The organism is Kitasatospora sp. NPDC054795 (genome assembly GCF_053611565.1).
The window spans coordinates 21,234-42,116 of the sequence record NZ_JBSHAP010000078.1 but is presented as its reverse complement, the minus strand read 5'-3'; the positions used below and the strand labels follow the sequence as shown (position 1 = coordinate 42,116).

Genomic DNA, 20,883 nt, shown 5'->3' with positions numbered 1-20,883 from the left:
CGGGCCGCTCCCCCCCCGCCGGGGGCGCGCGGGGGGGGGGGGGCGGTCGGGGCCCCGCCCCGGCCCCGCCCCCCGCCCGCGATTTTTCGGCCGCCCCGTCCGTTGGACGTGCGAGGATTCGGAGCATCAGTCTGACAAAGGAGTGCAGCGAGTGCCCGGCACAAACCTGACCCGTGAGGAGGCCCGCACCCGGGCCGACCTCCTCCACGTGGACGCGTACGACATCGAGCTCGACCTCGGTTCGGCCCGTGAAGGCGGTACCTTCCGGTCCACCACCGTGGTCCGGTTCACCGCCACCACCCCCGGCGCGGAGACCTTCATCGACCTCGTCGCCCCGAGCGTCGAGGAGGTCGTCCTCAACGGCGTGCGGCTCGACCCGGCGAGCTTCGCCGACAGCCGCATCCCGCTGCCGGGCCTGGCGGCCGAGAACGAGCTGCGGGTCGTCGCGACCTGCGAGTACACCAACACCGGTGAGGGCCTGCACCGGTTCGTCGACCCGGTCGACGGCGAGACCTACCTGTACACCCAGTTCGAGGTGCCGGACGCCCGCCGGGTCTTCGCCAACTTCGAGCAGCCCGACCTGAAGGCCGCGTTCGCGTTCACCGTGACCGCGCCGAACGGCTGGGTCGTGGTCTCCAACTCGCCGACCCCGGAACCGGTCGGCGAGGGCGACACCCGGGTCTGGACCTTCGAGCCCACCGGCCGGATCTCCAGCTACATCACCGCGCTCGTCGCCGGCCCGTACGTCGGGGTCTTCGACACCTACGAGAACGGCGAGCAGAAGGTGCCGCTGGGCGTCTACTGCCGGCCCTCGCTGCGCGAGTTCCTGGACCCGGAGGCCGTCTTCGAGGTCACCAAGCAGGGCTTCGACTACTTCCAGGAGAAGTTCGACTTCCCGTACCCGTTCGCCAAGTACGACCAGCTCTTCGTCCCGGAGTTCAACGCCGGCGCGATGGAGAACGCGGGCGCCGTCACCCTGCGCGACCAGTACGTGTTCCGCTCCAAGGTCACCGACGCCGCCTACGAGGCCCGCGCCGCGACGATCCTGCACGAGCTCGCCCACATGTGGTTCGGCGACCTCGTCACCATGGAGTGGTGGAACGACCTCTGGCTGAACGAGTCCTTCGCGACCTACGCCGAGGCGGTCTGCCAGGCCGAGGCCCCCGGCTCCAAGTGGCCGCACTCCTGGACCACCTTCGCCAACCAGATGAAAACCTGGGCGTACCGGCAGGACCAGCTGCCGTCCACCCACCCGATCATGGCGGAGATCAACGACCTGGAGGACGTCCAGGTCAACTTCGACGGCATCACCTACGCCAAGGGCGCCTCGGTGCTCAAGCAGCTGGTGGCGTACGTCGGCCAGGACGCGTTCTTCCAGGGCGTGCGGGCGTACTTCAAGCGCCACGCCTGGGGCAACACCCGGCTCAGCGACCTGCTCGGCGCCCTGGAGGAGGCCAGCGGCCGCGACCTCAAGGCCTGGTCCAAGGCCTGGCTGGAGACCGCCGGCATCAACGTGCTGCGGCCCTCGATCACGGTGAACACCGATGGCGACATCGAGTCCTTCGCGGTGCTCCAGGAGGCCCCCGCGCTGCCCGCCGGCGCCAAGGGCGAGGCCGTGCTGCGGCCGCACCGCATCGCGATCGGCCTGTACGAGCTGAACGGCGACGCGCTGGTGCGCACCGACCGGATCGAGCTGGACGTCGACGGCCCGCGCACCGAGGTGCCGGAGCTGGTCGGCCGCCACCGCCCGGCCGTCGTGCTGCTGAACGACGACGACCTCTCGTACGCCAAGATCCGGCTCGACGAGGACTCGCTGGCCGTCGTCACCGAGCACCTCGGCGGCTTCGCCGACTCGCTGCCGCGCGCGCTGTGCTGGGCCTCCGCCTGGGACATGACCCGCGACGGCGAGCTGGCCGCCCGCGACTACCTGGCGCTGGCGCTGTCCGGCATCGGGCGCGAGAGCGACATCGGCGTGGTGCAGTCCGTGCACCGCCAGGTCAAGCTCGCCCTCGACGCCTACGCCGACCCGCAGTGGCGCGAGCAGGGCCTCGACCGCTGGGCCGCCGCCGCGGAGGAGCACCTGCGCGCCGCCGAGCCCGGCAGCGACCACCAGCTGGCCTGGGCCCGCGCCCTCGCCTCGGTCGCCCGTACGGACGGTCAGCTGGGCCTGCTCGCCGGGCTGCTGGACGGCTCGGCCGAGATCAAGGGCCTCGCGGTCGACACCGAGCTGCGCTGGACCCTGCTGGTGCGCCTCGCCGCCACCGGCCGGGCCGACGAGGCCGCCATCGCCGCCGAGCTGCAGCGGGACAACACCGCGGCCGGCCAGGAGCACGCGGCCACCTGCCGCGCCGCCCGGCCGACCGCCGAGGCCAAGGCGCAGGCCTGGGCGTCGGTGGTGGAGTCCGACAAGCTGACGAACTATGTGCAGGAGGCCGTCATCGCCGGCTTCCAGCAGTCCGACCAGCGCGAGCTGCTCGCGCCGTACGCGGCGAAGTACTTCGCGGCGGTCAAGGGCGTCTGGGAGACCCGCAGCCACGAGATCTCGCAGCAGATCATCGTCGGGCTGTACCCGGCCCTGCAGGTGACGGCCGCGACCCTGGAGGCCACGGACGCGTGGCTGGCCTCGGCCGAGCCGGCGCCGGCGCTGCGGCGCCAGGTCGTCGAGGCGCGGGCGGGCGTCGAGCGCGCCCTCAGGGCCCAGGACGCCGACCGTGCGGCGGGGGCCCGCTGACGGTGCGCGAACAGCCGAAGGGGCGCCGGACGGGATCGTCCGGCGCCCCTTCGGGGTCGTGCGGGTCCTGGTGGACGTCGTGCGGGTCCTGGTGGACGCGGCGCTCGCCTCTACGAGGAGCTACTTCTTCTTGCCCTTGCTGCCGTACGGCATACCGGCCAGAGCGGCGATGATCGCGAAGGCGACGAGCGGGACCACCACGTACAGGCCGATGGTCTCACCGACACTCAGGCCGGTACCCGGGTCGTCACCGTCGTCCCTGGAGAAGGCCATGGCGGGCGACGACAGCAGCATCATCAGCGTGACCGTTGCGCAGACCGCGCCGGCTCGCAAAGCGTTCCTCTTGTCCACGTTTCCAACTTACCCGCCGCTTACGGGACGGCGCGCGTCGGGGTCCGCCTGACGGAGTCGGGCGGGAAGTCGGGCAGGAAGTCGGGTAGGGCGAGGAGCTGGGCCAGCAGCCCGGCGGCGGGGGCGGTGGCGAGGCGTTCCAGGGTGACCGGCCCGCCGGAGCCGTCGGCGACCGGCAGGCGCCAGTTCGGATACTGGTCCCAGGTGCCGGGCAGGTTCTGCGGGCGCGGGTCGCCGACCAGGTCCGGCAGCCAGACCCCGACCAGCTCCGCCGGGGTGGCCCGCAGGAAGCGGTACAGCACGGGCATCGTCAGCGGCTCGTCCGGGCCCAGCAGCCCCAGCCCGGCCAGCTCGGCCCGCCAGTCCGCCAGCTCCGCCGCCGCCTGCTCCTGCTCCTCCCCCAGCGGCCGGGCCAGCAGGCCCAGCCGGTGCCGCAGCTCGACGTGCTCGCCGGAGAGCCGGGCCGCGGTGCTGGGCAGGTCGTGGGTGGTGAGGGTGGCCAGGCAGCCCGGCCGCCAGCGGTCCGGGCCGAGGATCGCGCCGCCGGCCTGCCAGTCCCGCTCGAACCAGAGCACGGACGTGCCCAGCACCCCGCGCTCCGCCAGCTCCTCCCGCACACCCGGCTCCACCGTGCCGAGGTCCTCGCCGATCACCGCCGTACCGGCCCGGTGCGCCTCCAGCGCCAGCACCCCGAGCATCGCCTCCGCGTCGTAGCGCACGTACGCGCCCTCGGTCGGCGGATGGCCCTTCGGCACCCACCAGAGCCGGAACAGGCCCATGACATGGTCGATCCGCAGCGCCCCGGCGTGCCGGGCGGTGGCCCGCAGCAGCTCCGCGAACGGGGCGTAGCCGGCCTCGGCGAGCGCGTCCGGGCGCCAGGGCGGCAGGCCCCAGTCCTGGCCGTGGGCGTTGAAGGCGTCCGGCGGGGCGCCGACCGAGATGCCGTCGGCCAGCACGTCCTGCAGCGCCCAGGCGTCCGCGCCGTCCGGATGGACGCCCACGGCCAGGTCGTGGATCAGACCGACCGGCATGCCGGCCTCACGGGCGGCCCGCTGGGCGTGGGCGAGCTGCTGGTCGACCTGCCAGGCGAGCCAGCGGTGGAACTCGACCCGCTCCGCGAGCTCCTTCTCCGCCTGCTCGACCTGTGGGCCGTCCGGGTGACGCAGGCCCTTCGGCCAGTGCTGCCGGTCCGGGCCGTGCTCCTCGGCGAGGGCGTTCCACAGGGCGTGCCGGCGCAGCCACTCGCCCTCACGGCGCAGGTACGCCTCGTACTCGGCCTGGCGGCCGGGGCCGCGCGGCACCTCGTGCAGCAGCTCCAGGGCCTCGCGCTTGAGCTGCCAGACGGCGTCCCGGTCGATCAGCGCGTCGTGGCCGAGGACCTCCTCGCGCAGCCGGGCGGCGCGCCCGGCCGGCTCCTCGGCCCTTTGTCGTTGGTCCGCGGTCAGGTACGCGTACTCGGGGACGTCCTCGACCCGCAGGTGCACCGGGTCGGCGAAACGGCGCGAGGACGGGCGGTACGGGGACGGGTCGGAGGGGGCGCCGGGCAGCGCCTGGTGCAGCGGATTGATCTGCACGAAGCCCGCGCCGAGGCCCGCCCCCGCCCACCGGGCCAGCTCGACGAGGTCGCCGAGGTCGCCCATGCCCCAGGAGCGCTCGGACAGCACCGAGTACAGCTGGGCGAGGAAGCCCCAGCTGCGGCCGGGCAGTTGCGGCAGCCGCTCGGGGACGACGATCAGCGCGGCCCTCGCCGTCCGTTCGCCGCTCCGCGCCGTGAGCACGTGACGCCCCAGCGGCAGGTCCCCCGGCACCCAGTGCGAGTGCCCCCGCGGCAGCTCCCAGCTGCCCCCGTCCTCCAGCTCCACCCGCAGCCGGGCGTCCGCCGGCACGTCCAGCGCCGCCCGCCTCCCCTGCCGCACCACCACGCACGGCGGCAGCAACCGGGCCCGCTGCCCGGCCCGGTGACGCTCCAGCGCCTCCCGCACCTCCGGCGGCGTCCCGGCCGCCACCCCCATCGCCCCCAGCACCGCGACCAGTGTCCGCGCCCCCACCGTCTGCCCGCCGCCCCCCGGGTACCCGGTGTCCACCCCGTACGCCTGCGCCAGCGCCACCAGTTCGGCGGGCGGCGGCGGAGCGTCCTGCGCCGGCACCTGCTCGGCTCCGTCACTGTCGTGGTAAGCGGCCACTCGCGGCTCCTGCGATGTCTCGGCAACGCCCGGTCGGGACAGCCACAGTCCTACCCGCGTGACACCACGATCACCCAGCGCGACACGACGGTACCGGACGGAACGGCCGGGGGATCGGCGACGGGTCAGCAGAACGTGAGAGCGTTGGCGCGGAACTCGTGGGCCTTCAGCCGGGTCGTGCCGCCGCCCTTCTTGAGGGTGAGGACCTCGTCGCCCTTCAGCTTCTCCAGGTCGGCGAGTGTGGAGCCGAAGTCGGTGCCCCTGGTGTCGGCGGCCATCGCGGTGCCGGTTCCGTAGCTCGTTCCGGTCGGCTCGGGCGCCGGGAGCAGCCGGTGGCCGTAAGCAGGCCGACCGCGATCAGGGCCGGCAGCCACCGGCGCGGTGATGGTGGAACCATCCGCTGTTCCCTTCCCCCCGGCCACGATTGACACGGTGTCGTACAGTGACGCCGATTCTGCTGGTCGCGGCCGCTCCGCACCAGGGGTCGGCCCTGGTCTCCACAAGGGAATGAAGCAGGGCAATCCAGGCGTAGCTGTCGGTGACATTGACACCGGATTGGCCAGCTGGTGGGGTTGCCGGGATGTGGTTCCGGCCTGGCGAGGAGGCTCCTGTGCAAGCCCGAGTGTCCGTTGCGGCCGGGCGGCGGCTGCGGTCGCAGTTGGAGCAGAGTCCGGCGTTGCGGGAGGTGCTGCAGCACCCCGCGGCGGTGGTGGCGCGGCGGGCGACGGCGCGGACGTGCCGTCAGCTGGCGCCGCGGACGGCGGACCGGCTGATCGCCGACCTCAAGGGCACGGAGCCGCTGCTGGCCTCGGTGCGCGAGGAGCGGGCCGGGCGGGCCACGGGCCGGCCGGGGCGGCGGACGATGCAGATCGCGGCCGGGGTCGCGGCCGCGGCGGTGGTCGGCGGGCTGCTGGCCGGTTCGTTGCCGTCGACGGCGTACGCGGCGGCTTCGGCGGTCTCGGCGCCGGACGTGGTGAGTGCCGCGCCGCAGACGCCGCTGGGCAGCGTGACCGACCCGAGGGTGTTCCCGAAGCCGCAGCAGCAGACGGTGGCGGGCAAGCCCGTCACGGTGCCGTCGGCCGTGACGCTGGTGACCGCGCCCAAGGTGGACCAGGGTGCGGTGCGGGCCGTGCACGAGGTGCTGGAGGTCGCCGGGGCGCGCGATGTGACGCCGCAGCCGGACGGCGGGACGCCGGCCGCCGGTTCGCTGGTGGTGTACGTCGGCGGGCCCGCCGAGGGCGCCGGCGGCGAGGTGGACCGGGTGCTGCGGCAGCTGTCCGCGGCGGCCGGCGGCAAGGACGGCACCGGGCCGACGACCGCGGGGATGCCGGCCGGCGGGTACGTGCTGTCGGCCGGTCAGCTGCCCGCCCAGGGCGGCGGCACGTACGGCGCCGTGGTGCTGGCCGGCGTGGACGCCACCGGCACCTTCTACGCCGCGCAGAGCCTGCGTCAGCTGCTCGCCGCCGTACCGGCCGGGCAGGGGCAGGCGCCCGGTGCGGCCGGGCTCGGCCTGCCCGGGATCACGCTGCGGGACTGGCCGACCGGCGCGCCGGTGCGCGGCACCGCGGAGGCCTTCTACGGCACCCCGTGGACCGCCCAGCAGCGCCTGGAGCAGGTCGATTTCCTGGGCCGCTCCAAGCAGAACTTCTACCTCTACGCCCCCGGTGACGACCCGTACCGACTTTCCCGCTGGCGCAACGCCTACTCCGCCGCCCAGGCCGAGGAGCTGCGCGAACTGGGCTTCCGGGCGCGGCAGAACCACGTGGTACTCGGTTACGCGATCGACCCGGGGCAGTCCTTCTGCTTCAGCTCCGGCAAGGACGTGGACGCGCTGGTGAAGAAGCTGGACGGGCTGCGGGGGCTCGGTTTCACCGCCTTCCAGCTGCAGTTCCTGGACGTCAGCTACGACGAGTGGCACTGCGACGACGACCGCGACGAGTACGGCACCGGGCCCGCCGCGGCCGCCAAGGCGCAGGCCGCGCTGGTGCGGAAGGTGCAGGACCGGCTGATCGCGCGGAACCCGGGCCTGGCGCCGCTGTCCGTCGTCCCCACCGAGTACCACCAGCAGGGCTCCACCCCGTACCGCAAGGCGCTGGCGGCGGCGCTGCCGGAGGGTGTGCAGGTGGCCTGGAGCGGGGTCGGGGTGATCCCGGAGAAGATCACCGGTGCCCAGGCCTCGGACACCGCCGGGCTGTACGGGCGCCCGCTGCTCACCATGGACAACTACCCGGTCAACGACGCCACCCCGGACCGGCTCTTCCTCGGCGCCTACACCGGGCGCGACCCGGAGGTGGCCACCCGCTCGGCGGTGCTGCTGACCGGCGCGATGCAGCAGCCGGTGGCCTCCCGGATCGCCGTCTCGACGGCCGGCGACTTCGCCTGGAATCCGGCCGGGTACAAGCCGGAGGAGTCCTGGCAGGCCGCCGTGCGCTCGCTGGCCGGGCCGACCGGCGCCGCCCCGACGCCCGCCGGGACGGCGCTGTCCGCGGTCCTCGCGCTGGCCGGCAACAGCACTTCCTCGCCGCTGTCCAAGCAGGAGTCCGGCTATCTGACGCCGCTGCTGGACCGGTTCTGGGCGGCCGCCGAGCCCACCTCCGGCGCCACTCCCGACCTCGCCCGGCTGATCGAGGCCGCCGCCCCGCTGCGGGAGGCCCTCGCCGCCATGGCCACCGCCCAGCAGACCCTGGCCGGCACCCCGGCCACCGCCCAGCTGGCCGGCGAGGCCGCGCCCTGGCTGGGCCCGCTGCGCGACTACGGGCTGGCCGGGCAGGCCGCCCTCGACATGGTGCTGGCGCAGCACGGCGGCGACGGCGCCGCGGCCTGGAAGGCCCGGGTCGAGCTCAACCGGCTGCGCGAGCAGCTGGACCGGGCCCCGGCCACCGTCGGTGCCGGGGTGCTCGGCCCGTTCCTGGACCGCGCCGTGCGCGCCGCCGACAACTGGGCGGGCGTGGGCGGCGGCGGGCTCACCCCGACCACCACCATGGGCACCGCGCAGGACCACCTGCCCGCGCTGATGACCGACGGCGTGGCCGACACGTTCTACTGGAGCTCCGCTCCCCCGCAGCCCGGTGACGCGGTCGGCCTGGACCTCGGCGCGGGCCGCCCGGTCAGCGGCGTGACCGTGCTGATGGGCGGCTGGGGCGCCGGCCCGGACGCCCGGTCCGCCGCGGACGACTACATCCGCGACGGCGTGCTGGAGTACTCGACCGGCGAGGGCGGCTGGAAGCAGCTCGCCACCGTCAGGAACCAGAGGACGGTCAGCGCCCAACTGCCGCCGGGCACCGTGGTGCGGGCTGTGCGGCTGCGGGCCACCGCCGCGCAGAAGACCGCCGTCGCGGTGCGCGAGTTCACCGTCACCGCCCCGGACGAGTCCCCGGCCAGCGTCAGCGGCGGTCCCGACGCGGCGCCCGGTTCCTCCGCCGCCGCCGTGCTGGACGGCAACCCGGACACCGCGTACCGGGCCGCCAAGGCGCCGACCGCGATGGACGAGCCGCTGGTCGTCGAGCTCGGCGCGGCCCGCCCGCTGGACCGGCTCACCGTGCTGACCGACCCGGCGGTGCGCGCCACCGCCACCGTCGCGGTGCGCCGGGCCGACGGCACCTGGGCCGATATCGGCACCGTGCAGCCCGGCTACAACGAGCTGCCGGCCGGCGGGCAGCCGGCCGACGCGTTCCGGCTGACCTGGAAGCCCGGCGGCGACCCGCCGGTGGTCAACCAGGTGATCCCGTGGTACTCGGACGCCCCGGCGGCCCGGCTGAGCCTCTCCGACCCGGCCCTGGACGTGGTCACCGGCGCCTCCGCGCCGGTGACGACCCGGGCCACCGTGGAGGCCGGCCGCCCCGAGGGCACCACGGGCGAGCTGCGCACCGAGGTGCCGGCCGCCGCGAAGGGCCTGACCGTGACCCCGGCCGGCCCGGTGACCGTGCCGCGCGGCGGCCGGGTGGGCGTGCCGCTGCTGGTGAGCGCCACCGCGGAGACGCCGTCCGGGACGTACCGGGTGCCGGTGCAGTTCGTGGCCGGCACCACCACCGTCCGGCAGGTGCTCCAGGTGCACGTGGTGCCGCCCACCGGCGGTCCGGACCTGGCGGCCGGCGCGAAGGCCACCTCCTCGGGCGACGAGACGGCGAACTTCCCGGCCTCGGCGGTCACCGACGGCGATCCGAAGACCCGCTGGTCCTCGCCGCCCAAGGACGACGCCTGGGTGCGGCTGGAGCTGCCGCAGGCGACCCGGCTGGGCGCGGCGGTGCTGCACTGGCAGGCCGCGTACGCCGCCTCGTACCGGATCCAGGTCTCGGCGGACGGGAACTCCTGGACGGACGCCGCGACGGTGGACAACGGCAAGGGCGGCGACGAGACGGTGCGCTTCGACGCGCCCGGGGTCCGGTACGTCCGGGTGCAGGGCGTGGCGCGGGCGACCAAGTACGGCTACTCGCTGTGGGGTGTCGAGCTGTACGCCGTGACCCCGCCGGCCGCGCCGCAGCCCCCGGCGGGGCAGCCCGCCCAGCCCGTCCAGCCCGGCGGCGTGCCGGGCGTCCCGGCGGCGCCCCCGGCGGCCACCAAGCCGTAGCGGCCGGGCCGGGCCCGGCGGTAGGGGCCTCGGAATCAGCGGCCCCGGAAGGAGGCGGCCCCAGGAACGCGGCGGGCCGCCGGCTCCCCGGTGCGGGGGGCTCGGCGGCCCATGAGGCGCGTACCGACGGTGTGACGGGCGGGCCCTTGTGGAGCTGGGGTCAGGCGGAGAGCGGTTCGGGCTGCTCGCCGCGGCGGACGGGGGCGGGGTGGCCGGGGTGCGCCCGGCCGAGCGGGACGGGGTGGACCGGCTGCTCGGTACGGTCGCGGTGCTCGTGCTCGCCCCACTGCGGGGCGCGCAGTTGGTCGCCGCCGCCGTAGGGCTCCAGGTAGGGCCGCCACCGCGGGTCCTTGATCCCGGTGCCGATGATGCGCCAGGCCAGGCCGCTGGGCGGCGCGGGTGGTCGTTTCATCCGCCAGCCGAGTTCGGTGAGGTGGCGGTCGGCCTTGGTGTGGTTGCAGCGGCGGCAGGCCGCCACGACGTTGTCCCACCGGTGCTGGCCACCGCGGCTGCGCGGGATGACGTGGTCGACGCTGGTGGCGGCGGCCCCGCAGTAGACGCAGCGGCCGTGGTCGCGGGCGAACAGCGCCCGGCGGGTGAGCGGGACGGGCCCGCAGAAGGGGACCCGCACGAAGCGGGTCAGACGGACGACGGACGGCGCCGGAAGGGCGCTGGTGGCGCTGTGCAGAGTGACTCCCGAGTCCTCCAGGCTGACCGCCTTGTGGTTGAGGACCAGGATGAGTGCGCGGCGCATCGATACGACGCCGAGTGGCTCGTAGGACGCGTTGAGGACCAGGACATGCGGCACGGATGCCTCCTTGGACGCCTGCGGCGCGTGGCTCGCGCCGGGACGAGCGGTTGGATCGCGCCACGGCGTGCGCGATCTCCCCCAGTGTCGCCTTACGCCTTCGTACGGCGCCACCACTCCTGTGTAACGGACCTGACGTCGACGACCCGGCCCGAGGGGTTCGGGTTTGCGGTTCACCCTGCGTCCGACGAGTCGCCCCGCCGGTGGCGTCCGCGTCTGACCGGCGCCCTACGCGCCGGCGGGACGGTCGACAGCGCCCCGCGTCCACGCATCAGCCGCACGGTGGCGAATGTTGCGGGAGCCGTTCACGTCCGCGTGCATGGTGGTCCCGCAGGCGCGGCACGCGAATGTGGCCTGGTTCACTCGGTTGTGTCTGTGGGTGTGCCAGCAGGCGGAGCACTGCCGGGAGGTGTAGGCCGGGCTGACGTGCACCACCGGCACGCCGACGCGTTTGGCCTTGTAGTCCACGAATGCCCCGAGCTGGGCGAAGGCCCAGGAGTGCAGGCGATACCGCTGGTCGTGCTTGGCCTTGACCCTCTCGCGAATGCCTGTGAGGTCCTCCAGGGCAATTCCGCGCGAGGTGCGTTCAGCGGTCGTGACGATGGTTTTTGAGATGACGTGGTTGACATCCGTGGCGAAACGCTGTTCACGTCGGCGCAGGGCCTTGAGTCGACGTTTCGCACTCTTGGTCTTCTTGGGCTGAAGTTTGGCACGCAGGTGAGCCATACGCTTCCGGTAGCGCTCCAGGCGCCTGCCGGACAGGACGTCACCGTCCGAGGTGGTGGCGACGTTGACTATTCCGAGGTCCACGCCGAGCCAATCCGAGGGCTGGTAAGCGGCCGGAACCGGAACCTCACAAGTGGCGACCAGATACCACCGGCCATCTCGGCGGACCAGGTCCGACTCACCCTGTCGGTGCTCGGCCAGCATTCTCGCCGCCCCGTCCGAACAGGTGAACCGAATCCCCCTCAGGCGACCGGCCACCGTCCAGATGCTGACGGTGCGGTGATCGGTATTCCACGACAGGCAGCGGTCATCGAATGCCTGGGCCGCATCCTCACGAAAGGAGATCGGCTTTGACCCCGCCCGGTTTCTCCGCTTGTCGCCCTTTGGACCGAGACTCCCTGCCTTGATGGCCGCATTCAGCGCCGCATAGGCGTCGCAGACCTTCTTCACCACTCTGCAGGCAGGCTGCGCCGACAGGTCGAATTCATCCTTGATCTGCCGGTACACCTTCGGCTGGAGACCGTTGCGTCGCTTCTCACCCGAGTGGAAGGCGACTCGGGAGACGTGGTTCGCCGCCCGGTTGCACGCACGCAACGTGGCGGCGAGGACGTCCGCCTGATAGGCGGACGGATCCAGCTTCACACGCACAGCGATCTTCACAACACAGACGGTAGTTCAAGCAGCTGGGGGGCGTGCAAGAGTTGCGCAGGAGCGTCGGCCGGGCGTTCGGGACGCTCCGTACGCCCTCGGGCACGCTCGCGGGAGGTTCCCGGCCGGTCCGGGCGGGCATGCGGCGGCGGATAGGCTGACGCTCACGGTCCGCGGGCCGCTCCTCGGCGGTGCGGGCCCGCCACTCACCCGGCAAGGAAGGCCTGCACGTGTTCAGCTCCGGTGCCACCGGTCCGTCCGACGCGTCCTCGACGCTCACCACTCCGACGCCGGCCCCAAGCCCCACCGCGCAGCTGCCCGAGCTCGACCTGCGGATCCCGACCAGCGCGCAGGAGGTCTCCGAGACGACCCGGCAGGCCGCCAGCTGGTTCGACACCCACTGGCAGGGCTGGCTGGCCTCCGGGCTGCGGATCGTCTTCATCATCGTGCTGTCCCTGGTGCTGCGGGCCGTGGTGCGCAAGCTCATCACCCAGCTGATAGGGCGGATGGCGCGCACCTCCGAGCACCAGGAGGAGAGCCGGCTGGGCGGGCTGCTGGCCAACACCGGGGTGGTGAACACGGAGCGGCGCCAGCAGCGTTCGGAGGCGATCGGCTCGGTGCTGCGCAGCGTCGCCTCCTTCACGATCCTGGGCACGGCGGCGCTGATGGTGCTGTCCGCGCTGGGGGTCAACCTGGCGCCGCTGCTGGCGAGCGCCGGTGTGGCCGGTGTGGCGATCGGTTTCGGCGCCCGCAACCTGGTCACGGACTTCCTCTCCGGGGTCTTCATGATCATGGAGGACCAGTACGGCGTCGGCGACGAGATCGACACCGGGGTGGCCACCGGCACCGTGCTGGAGGTCGGCCTGCGGGTCACCAAGCTGCGCGGGGCGAACGGCGAGATCTGGTACATCCGCAACGGCGAGGTGAAGCGGATCGCCAACATGAGCCAGGGCTGGGCGACCGCCTCGGTGGACGTGCAGGTCGGGTACAAGGAGGACCTGCTCCGGGTCGAGGACCTGATCCTGGCCACGGCCGAGGAGATGGCCAAGGAGGCCCCGTACGACGAGCTGGTCTGGGCGCCGGTGTCGATCCTGGGCGTGGAGTCGGTCGCCTCGGACTCGGTGGTGCTGCGGATCGAGGCCCGGACCGCCCCGGGCAAGGCGGCCGCCGTCTCCCGGGCGCTGCGCCAGCGGCTGAAGGCGGCCTTCGACCGGGCCGGGATCAAGGTCAAGGAAGAGGTCCCGGCGGCCGCCGCCGGGGCGACCGGCGTGGTGATCGCGCCGTCGCCGGTACCGGCCGCCGAGCAGGCCGCGCCGTCCGCGCTGGCCGACCCGGCCTCGCCGCGCTACCGGGCGGCCGAGCCGATCCCGGCCGCGAAGGGGGCGGACGACCCGGCGAAGCCGTAGCCCGGCGACCGTACGGACACGACGCAAGCCCCGCTCCCGGCGCAGGTACCGGGAGCGGGGCTTCGTGCTGTCCGGTAACGCTTCGGCATCCTCCGCTCCACCCACCATTGACACTCCGCCGAAACGGCCCTTACGGTCCTTCCCAAGCGACTGGAAAGTTTCCTAACAGTTCGTCCGAAGCCCGCCCGCTCCCCGCTCCGGGGACACCCGCGGACCGTCCCGACCAGCCGAAAGGGGAGGATTCCGGGCATGACCAAGAACACCGCCAGGGCCCCCCTCGCCGGCACCCCCAGCCTGCTGCGCGCCATCAACGACCGTGCCGCCCTCGAACTCCTGCTGGAGAACGGGCCGCTCTCGCGCACCCAGATCGGCGCCCTCACCGGGCTGTCCAAGCCCACCGCCTCCCAGCTGCTGGCCCGGCTGGAGGCGGCCGGACTGGTCCTGCCGGTCGGCACCACGGCGGGCGGCCCCGGCCCCAACGCCCGGCTGTACCAGGTGAATCCGGCCGCCGGGTACGTCGCCGGACTGGACGTCACCAACAGCGAGATCCGGGTCGCCGTCGCCGACATCACCGGCACCACGCTGGCCGAGCACACCGTGCCCACCAAGGGCGTCCCGGCCGCCGGGACCGTCCCGGCCGTCGCCACCGCGGTGGCCGAGGCCGTCCGGGCCGCCGGCCTGCCCGAGGGCGTCCTGCGCACCGCCGCGATCGGCGTCGGCGGCGCCCCCGACCCGGTCACCGGCAAGCTGCGCTACGCCTCCCACCTGCCGGGCTGGCACTCGCCGAGACTCGTCGAGGAGCTGACCGAGGCGATCGGCGCGCCGGTGTCGATCGAGAACGACGTGAACCTGGCCGCCGTCGCCGAGCGCTCCTCGGGCGCCGCGGCCGGTTTCGAGGACTTCGTCCTGCTCTGGGCCGGGGCGGGGGTCGGCGCGGCGATCGTGATCGCCGGGCGGCTGCACCGCGGCTTCACCGGCGGCGCCGGGGAGGTCGGCTACATGCCGCTGCCCGACTCGCCGGTCGAGTGGGACGCCCGCCGCCGCAAGTTCGGCGGGTTCCAGGCCCTGGTCGGCACTCCCGCCGTCCGGGCCCTGGCCCGTGAGCACGGGCTCGGCGCGGCCACCGCGCAGGAGTCCATCGCCAAGGCGCTGGCCCTCCCGGGCGCCGGCGACGCCTTCCTCGCCGCGCTGGCCGGGCGGCTCGCCGTCGGGCTGGCGGTGATCGTCGCCGTCGTCGACCCCCAACTGGTGGTCCTCTCCGGCGTGGTGCCGAGCGCCGGCGGCGAGCGGCTGCGCGCTCTCGTCGAGGACGAACTGGCGCGGATCTCCATCGCCCGGCCGGAGGTCCGCAGCAGTGCCCTGTCCGGCTCACCGGTCCTGCTCGGCGCCCTGCAACGTGCCCTGTCCGACGCCCGCGAGGCGGTCTTCTCCACCCACTGACGCTCCCCCTGTCACCTCGCCACCTGCACCCACCTCTCCCCAACCCCCGAACGCGGGACCCGAGGCAACGAGGCCTGCCCGCGCACCCCCAGGAGGATCCCGAAGTGCACGCCACCACCTCCCGCAGAGGCCGCCGCACCGTCGCCGCCGTCGCCGGCAGCGCCGTCCTGGCGCTGCTCGCCTCCGCCTGCACCGGTTCCAGCGACACGGGCGGCTCCGACGAATCGGCCGGCGGCAAGGACGTCACCATCACCTTCTGGCACGGCTGGAGCCAGGACAACGAGATCAAGGCGATCAACGACAACATCGCCGCCTTCGAGAAGACCCACCCCACCATCCACGTGAAGGCCGTGGACAGCCTCGCGGACGACAAGGTCAACCAGGCCCTGCGGGCCGGCGGCGCCGACGCGCCGGACGTGGTCTCCTCCTTCACCACCAACAACGTCGGCATGTTCTGCTCGACCAAGGCCTTCGTCGACCTCAAGCCGATGCTCCAGAAGAGCGGCATCGACCCGGCCAAGACCTTCCCGGCCACGATGCTCAACTACACCCAGTTCCAGGGCAACCAGTGCTCGCTGCCGCTGCTCGGCGACGCGTACGGCCTCTACTACAACAAGAAGGCCTTCGCCGACGCCGGCATCGCCAACCCGCCGAAGACCTTCAGCGAGTTCGCCGAGGACGTGGCCAAGCTGACCCTCCCCGACGGCGACTCGTACAAGCAGCTCGGCTTCATGCCGCTGTACCACGGCTACGAGTCCACCACCGAGCACTACCTCGGCCAGTACGGCCCCACCTACTTCGGCGCCGACGGCAAATCGAACATCGCCGGCGACCCGAAGGTCGCCGCGATGCTCAAGTGGCAGAAGGGCCTGGTCGACCAGCTCGGCGGCTACGCCAAGCTGGAGAAGTACCGTGCGACCTTCGGCGAGGAGTTCAGCGCCAAGAACCCCTTCCACACCGGTCAGCTCGCGATGATCCTCGACGGCGAGTGGCGCACCGCCTCGCTCGCCAAGGACAAGCCCGACTTCGAGTGGGCCACCGCCGCCTTCCCCGTCCCGGACGACCAGGCCGACACCTACGGCCGCGGCTACCAGACCGGCACCATCGTCGGCATCGCCAGCACCAGCAAGAAGCAGGCCGCCGCCTGGGAGTTCGTCAAGTACCTGACCACGGACACCGACGCGGTGGTCGGCTTCGCCAACGCGATCCACAACGTGCCGAGCACCATCGAGGCGCTCGACTCGCCGAAGCTGGTGAGCGACGACAACTTCAAGACCTTCCTGAACGTCGCCAAGAACCCCCACTCCGGCACCACCCCGCCGGCCGTCAACGGCGGCAGCTACATCACCACCCTGCAGAACCTCGGCTACGACTACGAGTCCGGCAAGCAGACCGACCTCCAGGCGGGCCTGGCCGCCACGGCCAAGCAGATCGACACCGACATCGCCCAGGCCAAGTAGCCCGGGAACGGTCCACGGAGTTCCCATGTCACTCGCGTTCGGCACCCGCAAGGGGAACGACGAGGCCGACGCGGGACCGACCGGCCCGGCGGCGCCCGGCACGCAGCACCTGCTGCGTCGCAAGCGCCGCCGGGAGGCGGCCCGCACCCTCGCCTTCCTCTCCCCCTGGCTGATCGGCTTCGGCGTCTTCTTCGCCTACCCGCTGATCTCCACCGTCTACTTCTCCTTCACCTCCTACAACGGCTTCGGCAGCCCGACCTTCAGCGGCCTGAAGAACTGGGACTACGTCTTCAACCAGCTGCCGAGCTTCTGGCAGGGCCTGCGCAACACCCTGTGGCTGGTCGTCGTCATGGTGAGCCTTCGGGTCGCCTTCGGCCTGGGCATCGGGATGCTCATCACCAAGGTCAAGACCGGCGCCGGCTTCTTCCGCACCGCCTTCTACCTGCCGTACCTGGCCCCGCCGGTGGCCGCCACGGTCGCCTTCGCCTTCCTGTTCAACCCCGGCACCGGCCCGGTCAACCACCTGCTCGGCGAGCTCGGCCTGCCGCAGCCCGGCTGGTTCGCCTCCGAGGACTGGTCCAAGCCCGCGCTCACCCTGCTCGCCATGTGGGGCGTCGGCGACCTGATGGTCATCTTCATGGCCGCGCTGCTGGACGTCCCCCGGGACCAGTACGAGGCGGCCGAGCTGGACGGCGCCGGCCCGTTCCAGCGGTTCCGGTACGTCACCCTGCCGAACATCTCGCCGATCATCATGTTCGCGGTGGTCACCGGGGTGATCCAGACCATGCAGTACTACACCCAGGCGATCGTCGCCGGGAAGGTCGCCAGCGGCATCGCGGGCGGCTCCGGCCAGCCCTTCGAGCCCGGCTACCCGGGCGGCTCCACCTGGACCCTGCCGCAGATGGTCTACAAGCTCGGCTTCCAGAGCTTCAACTACGGCGCGGCCTGCGTCGTCGCCGTGGTGCTGTTCGCCATCTCGATGGCCGTCACCTCGATCCTGCTCCGCCGCCGGTCCGGCTTCATGGCGAGCGACGACTAGCGGCCCGTGAGGACCCGATCATGACTCTTGGCACCACACTCACCGAGGCGCCGGCCGCGACCGGCCCCTCCCGCCGCTCCCGGTCCTCCCGGTCCGGCAGCCCCGCCGCCCGGGCCGCCCGGCGCCGCGCGGTGCTCCACTGGGTGGCCGTGCACGCGCTGGCCATCGCCGCCGCGCTGTTCTTCCTGCTGCCCTTCGTCTTCGTCCTCCTCACCTCGGTGATGTCGGACCGGCAGGCACTCACCACCGACTACTGGCCGACCAGCTGGGAATGGGGCAACTTCGGCAAGGTCTGGGCCGTCCCCGGCTTCCTCAGCTGGTGGCGCAACACCCTGCTGTACGCCGGGCTCGGCACCCTGCTGACCGTCGTCTCCAGCCTCCCGGTGGCCTACGCGCTCGCCAAGTTCCGCTTCCGCGGCCGCAACCTGGCCCTGATGGCCGTCATCGCGATGATGATGCTGCCGCCGCAGGTCACCGTCATCCCGATGTACCTGTTCTGGACCAAGCAGATGGGCCTGGGCAGCTCGCTCTGGCCACTGATCATCCCGATGGCCTTCGGCGACGCGTTCTCCATCTTCCTGCTGCGCCAGTTCCTGATGACCATCCCCAAGGAGTACATCGAGGCCGCCCGGATCGACGGCTGCGGAGACCTGCGCACCCTGCTGCGGGTGGTCCTGCCGATGGCCAAGCCGGCCATCGCGGCGGTCGCGCTGTTCCAGTTCTTCTACTGCTGGAACGACTACTTCGGCCCGCAGATCTACGCCAGCAACAACCACGACGCCTGGACGCTCAGTTACGGACTGGAGTCCTTCAAGGCCGCCCACCACACCAACTGGAACCTCACCATGGCCGCCACCCTGCTGGTGATGGCCCCGGTGATCGTCCTCTTCTTCTTCGCTCAGAAGGCCTTCATCGAAGGCGTGACACTGACAGGGGTCAAGGGCTGATGTCCGCACTGAAGTTGGCAATCGTCGGCGGCGGTTCGACGTACACCCCGGAGCTGATCGACGGCTTCGCCCGGCTGCGCGACACCCTGCCGATCGGCGAACTGGTGCTGATCGACCCGGCCGCCGAACGCCTGGAACTGATCGGCGGCCTCGCCCGGCGGATCTTCGCCCGGCAGGGCCACGCCGCGGTCGTCACGGTGACCACCGACCTGGTGGCGGGCGTCGCGGACGCCGACGCCGTCCTGCTCCAGCTGCGCGTCGGCGGACAGGCGGCGCGCGACCGGGACGAGACCTGGCCGCTGGAGTGCGGCTGCGTCGGCCAGGAGACCACCGGCGCCGGCGGCCTCGCCAAGGCGCTGCGCACCGTCCCGGTGGTGCTGGACATCGCCGAACAGGTGCGCCGGACCAACCCGGACGCCTGGATCGTGGACTTCACCAACCCGGTCGGCATCGTCACCCGGGCCCTGCAGGGCGCCGGCCACAAGGCCGTCGGGCTGTGCAACGTCGCGATCGGCTTCCAGCGCAAGTTCGCCGGACACCTGGGCGTGGACCCGGAACTGGTCCGGCTCGACCACGTCGGGCTCAACCACCTGAGCTGGGAGCGCGGAGTGACCCTGCTCGACGCCCCGGGCGCCGCGACCGGGCGCGAGGTGCTCCCGGAGCTGCTGTCCTCGCACGGCAAGGAGATCGCCGAGGACCTCCACCTGCCGCAGGCCGTCATCGAGCGCCTCGGCGTGGTGCCGTCCTACTACCTGCGGTACTTCTACCAGCACGACGCGGTGGTGGCGGAACTGAAGGAGCAGGGCTCGCGGGCCGCCCAGGTGGCCGAGATCGAGCGGCAGCTGCTGGAGCTGTACGCCGACCCGGCCCTGGACACCAAGCCCGAGCTGCTCGGCAAGCGCGGCGGCGCCTTCTACTCGGAGGCGGCCGTCCAGCTGATCGCCGCCCTGCTCGGCACCGGCGGCGGGACGTCCGTGCAGGTGGTGAACACCCGCAACGACGGCGTGCTGCCCTTCCTGCCGGACGACGCCGTCATCGAGGTGCCGGCCGAGGTGGACGCGCGGGGCGTGCGCCCGCTGCCGCAGCGGCCCGTCGAGCCGCTGTACGCCGGTCTGATCGCCGCCGTCACCTCGTACGAGCACCTCGCCCTCGACGCCGCCCTGCACGGCGGCCGCGACCGGGTCTTCGACGCCCTGCTCGCCCACCCGCTGGTCGGCCAGATCGAGCTCGCCGACCAGCTCACGGACCGGCTGCTCGCCCACAACCGCGAGCACCTCGCCTGGACCTGATCCGGCCCGCGACGCGCCCGCCCGGCGACCGGAGGAGGTCGCCGGGCGGGCTCCGCGAGGAGACCGTCCACCCCCGGCCGGGGACCTGTCGGCCGGGCACCCCGGCCGGGACCACGGCCGGGCACCCGGCCGACGACCACGGCCCGGGCCACGTACGAGCCGCGGGGACCTGATGACCCACCAGCCCGAACCACTCCTGCCCGGCGTCCTCGCCATCGACGCGGGGAACTCCAAGACCGACGTCGCCCTGATCGGCACCGACGGCAGCATCCTCGGGACCGCACGCGGCGGCGGCTTCGCGCCGCAGAAGATCGGCGGCGCGGCCGCGGTCGCCGGCCTCGCCCCGCTGGTCGAGCAGGCCGCCGCCGAGGCCGGGCACCCGTCCTGGAACGGCGTACTCACCAGCCACGTCAGCGCCTGCCTGGCCAACGCCGACCTGCCGGTCGAGGAGGAGGCCCTGCGGGTGGCGCTGGAGTCCCACCCCTGGGGGGCCGGCAACACCGTCGTCAACGACACCTTCGGCCTGCTGCGGGCCGGCACCGACGGCCCGCGCGGCGTCGCGGTGGTCTGCGGCGCCGGGATCAACTGCGTCGGCCTGCTGCCGGACGGCCGCACCGCCCGCTTCCCCGCCCTCGGCGAGCTCACCGGCGACTGGGGCGGCGGCTCCGGGCTGGCCGTCGCCAGCATGTGGCACGCCGTCCGCGCGGAGGACGGACGCGGCGGCCCGACCGGGCTCGCCCGGGCCATCGCCGAGCACTTCGGCCTGCCCAGCGCCGGAGCCGTCGCCGAGGCCGTCCACCTCGGACACCTGTCGAACGACCGGCTGCACGAGATCGCCCGGGTGCTGTTCGCCGTCGGGGCCGAGGGCGACCCGGTGGCGCTGGAGCTGATCGACCGCCAGGCCGACGAGATCGTCCGGCTCGCGGTGGTCGCCCTCCGACGCCTGGACCTGCTGGACACCCCGACCCCGGTGGTCCTGGGCGGCGGCGTGCTCGCCTCCCGCCACCCGCTGCTGCTGGACAACCTGACCGCCCGGCTCGCCGCGGCCGCGCCGCTGGCCGAGCCGCGCGTCGTCGTCGCCCCGCCGGTGCTCGGCGCGGCGCTGCTCGGCCTCGACCACCTGGCGGCGGGCGAGCGGGCGCAGGCCCGGGTGCGCGAGGCGTACGAGGCCGGCCGGCCGGTCGCGGCCTGACCGTCGCTCAACAGCCCCCTCCCCCGCCGGATCCGCACGTCCGGCGGGGGAGGGAAACCGGCGGACGGCGTCGACGGGAACCATGGGCCGGGCTCC

Annotated in this window: 13 protein-coding genes and 1 pseudogene; 9 read left to right on the top strand and 5 right to left on the bottom strand. The window is 73.3% G+C overall.

Annotated elements, in window-relative coordinates:
* Positions 1-151: 151 nt before the first annotated feature.
* Positions 152-2,731, top strand: a complete 2,580-nt coding sequence (gene pepN / locus ACWGJO_RS26030) for an aminopeptidase N (protein WP_452187315.1) — start codon at positions 152-154, stop codon at positions 2,729-2,731.
* 120 nt (positions 2,732-2,851) lie between these two features.
* Here pepN and ACWGJO_RS26025 read toward each other — a convergent pair whose 3' ends face one another.
* The 3 genes from ACWGJO_RS26025 to ACWGJO_RS26015 form a co-directional block, all read right to left on the bottom strand.
* Positions 2,852-3,082 (bottom strand): hypothetical protein, encoded by a 231-nt coding sequence (locus ACWGJO_RS26025; protein WP_452187313.1) that lies wholly within the window; start codon positions 3,080-3,082, stop codon positions 2,852-2,854.
* A gap of 20 nt (positions 3,083-3,102) precedes the next feature.
* On the bottom strand, positions 3,103-5,265 hold the full coding sequence (gene malQ / locus ACWGJO_RS26020) for a 4-alpha-glucanotransferase (protein WP_452187311.1): 2,163 nt from the start codon (positions 5,263-5,265) through the stop codon (positions 3,103-3,105).
* A gap of 125 nt (positions 5,266-5,390) precedes the next feature.
* Positions 5,391-5,543: a hypothetical protein gene (locus tag ACWGJO_RS26015; protein ID WP_452187309.1), complete on the bottom strand. Its 153-nt coding sequence runs from the start codon at positions 5,541-5,543 to the stop codon at positions 5,391-5,393.
* Between the two features lie 332 nt (positions 5,544-5,875).
* On the opposite strand from ACWGJO_RS26015, the gene ACWGJO_RS26010 reads away from it, so the two are divergent.
* On the top strand, positions 5,876-9,832 hold the full coding sequence (locus ACWGJO_RS26010) for a beta-N-acetylglucosaminidase domain-containing protein (RefSeq protein WP_452187308.1): 3,957 nt from the start codon (positions 5,876-5,878) through the stop codon (positions 9,830-9,832).
* 304 nt (positions 9,833-10,136) lie between these two features.
* Here ACWGJO_RS26010 and ACWGJO_RS26005 read toward each other — a convergent pair.
* Positions 10,137-10,640, bottom strand: a pseudogene (locus ACWGJO_RS26005) (HNH endonuclease); the annotation flags it as partial.
* Positions 10,641-10,868: 228 nt separating this feature from the next.
* Entirely contained in the window at positions 10,869-12,026 is a 1,158-nt protein-coding gene (locus ACWGJO_RS26000; RefSeq protein ID WP_452187306.1) for an RNA-guided endonuclease InsQ/TnpB family protein, read from the bottom strand.
* A 218-nt stretch (positions 12,027-12,244) separates the two neighbouring features.
* Here ACWGJO_RS26000 and ACWGJO_RS25995 point away from each other — a divergent pair, with 218 nt between their 5' ends.
* The 7 genes from ACWGJO_RS25995 to ACWGJO_RS25965 all read left to right on the top strand — a co-directional run bounded on the left by ACWGJO_RS25995 (position 12,245) and on the right by ACWGJO_RS25965 (position 20,787).
* Positions 12,245-13,420, top strand: coding sequence for a mechanosensitive ion channel family protein (locus tag ACWGJO_RS25995; protein ID WP_452187304.1), 1,176 nt, complete (start codon positions 12,245-12,247; stop codon positions 13,418-13,420).
* A 249-nt stretch (positions 13,421-13,669) separates the two neighbouring features.
* Complete coding sequence (locus ACWGJO_RS25990; RefSeq protein WP_452187302.1) at positions 13,670-14,860, top strand: ROK family transcriptional regulator; 1,191 nt, start codon at positions 13,670-13,672, stop codon at positions 14,858-14,860.
* 104 nt (positions 14,861-14,964) lie between these two features.
* Positions 14,965-16,320 carry an ABC transporter substrate-binding protein gene (locus tag ACWGJO_RS25985; RefSeq protein ID WP_452187300.1) on the top strand — a complete coding sequence of 452 codons (1,356 nt, stop codon included), beginning with the start codon at positions 14,965-14,967 and terminating at the stop codon, positions 16,318-16,320.
* Positions 16,321-16,345: 25 nt separating this feature from the next.
* On the top strand, positions 16,346-17,359 hold the full coding sequence (locus ACWGJO_RS25980) for a carbohydrate ABC transporter permease (protein WP_452187298.1): 1,014 nt from the start codon (positions 16,346-16,348) through the stop codon (positions 17,357-17,359).
* A 20-nt stretch (positions 17,360-17,379) separates the two neighbouring features.
* Positions 17,380-18,306 (top strand): carbohydrate ABC transporter permease, encoded by a 927-nt coding sequence (locus tag ACWGJO_RS25975; RefSeq protein WP_387730955.1) that lies wholly within the window; start codon positions 17,380-17,382, stop codon positions 18,304-18,306.
* An 8-nt stretch (positions 18,307-18,314) separates the two neighbouring features.
* Positions 18,315-19,595, top strand: coding sequence for a 6-phospho-beta-glucosidase (locus tag ACWGJO_RS25970; RefSeq protein ID WP_452187319.1), 1,281 nt, complete (start codon positions 18,315-18,317; stop codon positions 19,593-19,595).
* 172 nt (positions 19,596-19,767) lie between these two features.
* A complete protein-coding gene (locus tag ACWGJO_RS25965) occupies positions 19,768-20,787 on the top strand; it encodes an N-acetylglucosamine kinase (protein ID WP_452187296.1) in 1,020 nt (339 codons plus the stop codon).
* Positions 20,788-20,883 lie beyond the last annotated feature (96 nt).

What these genes read in the sequence shown, in the direction of transcription:
- ACWGJO_RS25990 (WP_452187302.1), top strand. Translation starts at nt 13,670, where the DNA reads ATGACCAAGAACACCGCCAGGGCCCCCCTCGCCGGCACCCCCAGCCTG.
- ACWGJO_RS25975 (WP_387730955.1), top strand. Translation starts at nt 17,380, where the DNA reads ATGACTCTTGGCACCACACTCACCGAGGCGCCGGCCGCGACCGGCCCC.
- ACWGJO_RS25980 (WP_452187298.1), top strand. Translation starts at nt 16,346, where the DNA reads ATGTCACTCGCGTTCGGCACCCGCAAGGGGAACGACGAGGCCGACGCG.
- ACWGJO_RS25965 (WP_452187296.1), top strand. Translation starts at nt 19,768, where the DNA reads ATGACCCACCAGCCCGAACCACTCCTGCCCGGCGTCCTCGCCATCGAC.
- ACWGJO_RS26015 (WP_452187309.1), bottom strand. Translation starts at nt 5,543, where the DNA reads ATGGCCGCCGACACCAGGGGCACCGACTTCGGCTCCACACTCGCCGAC.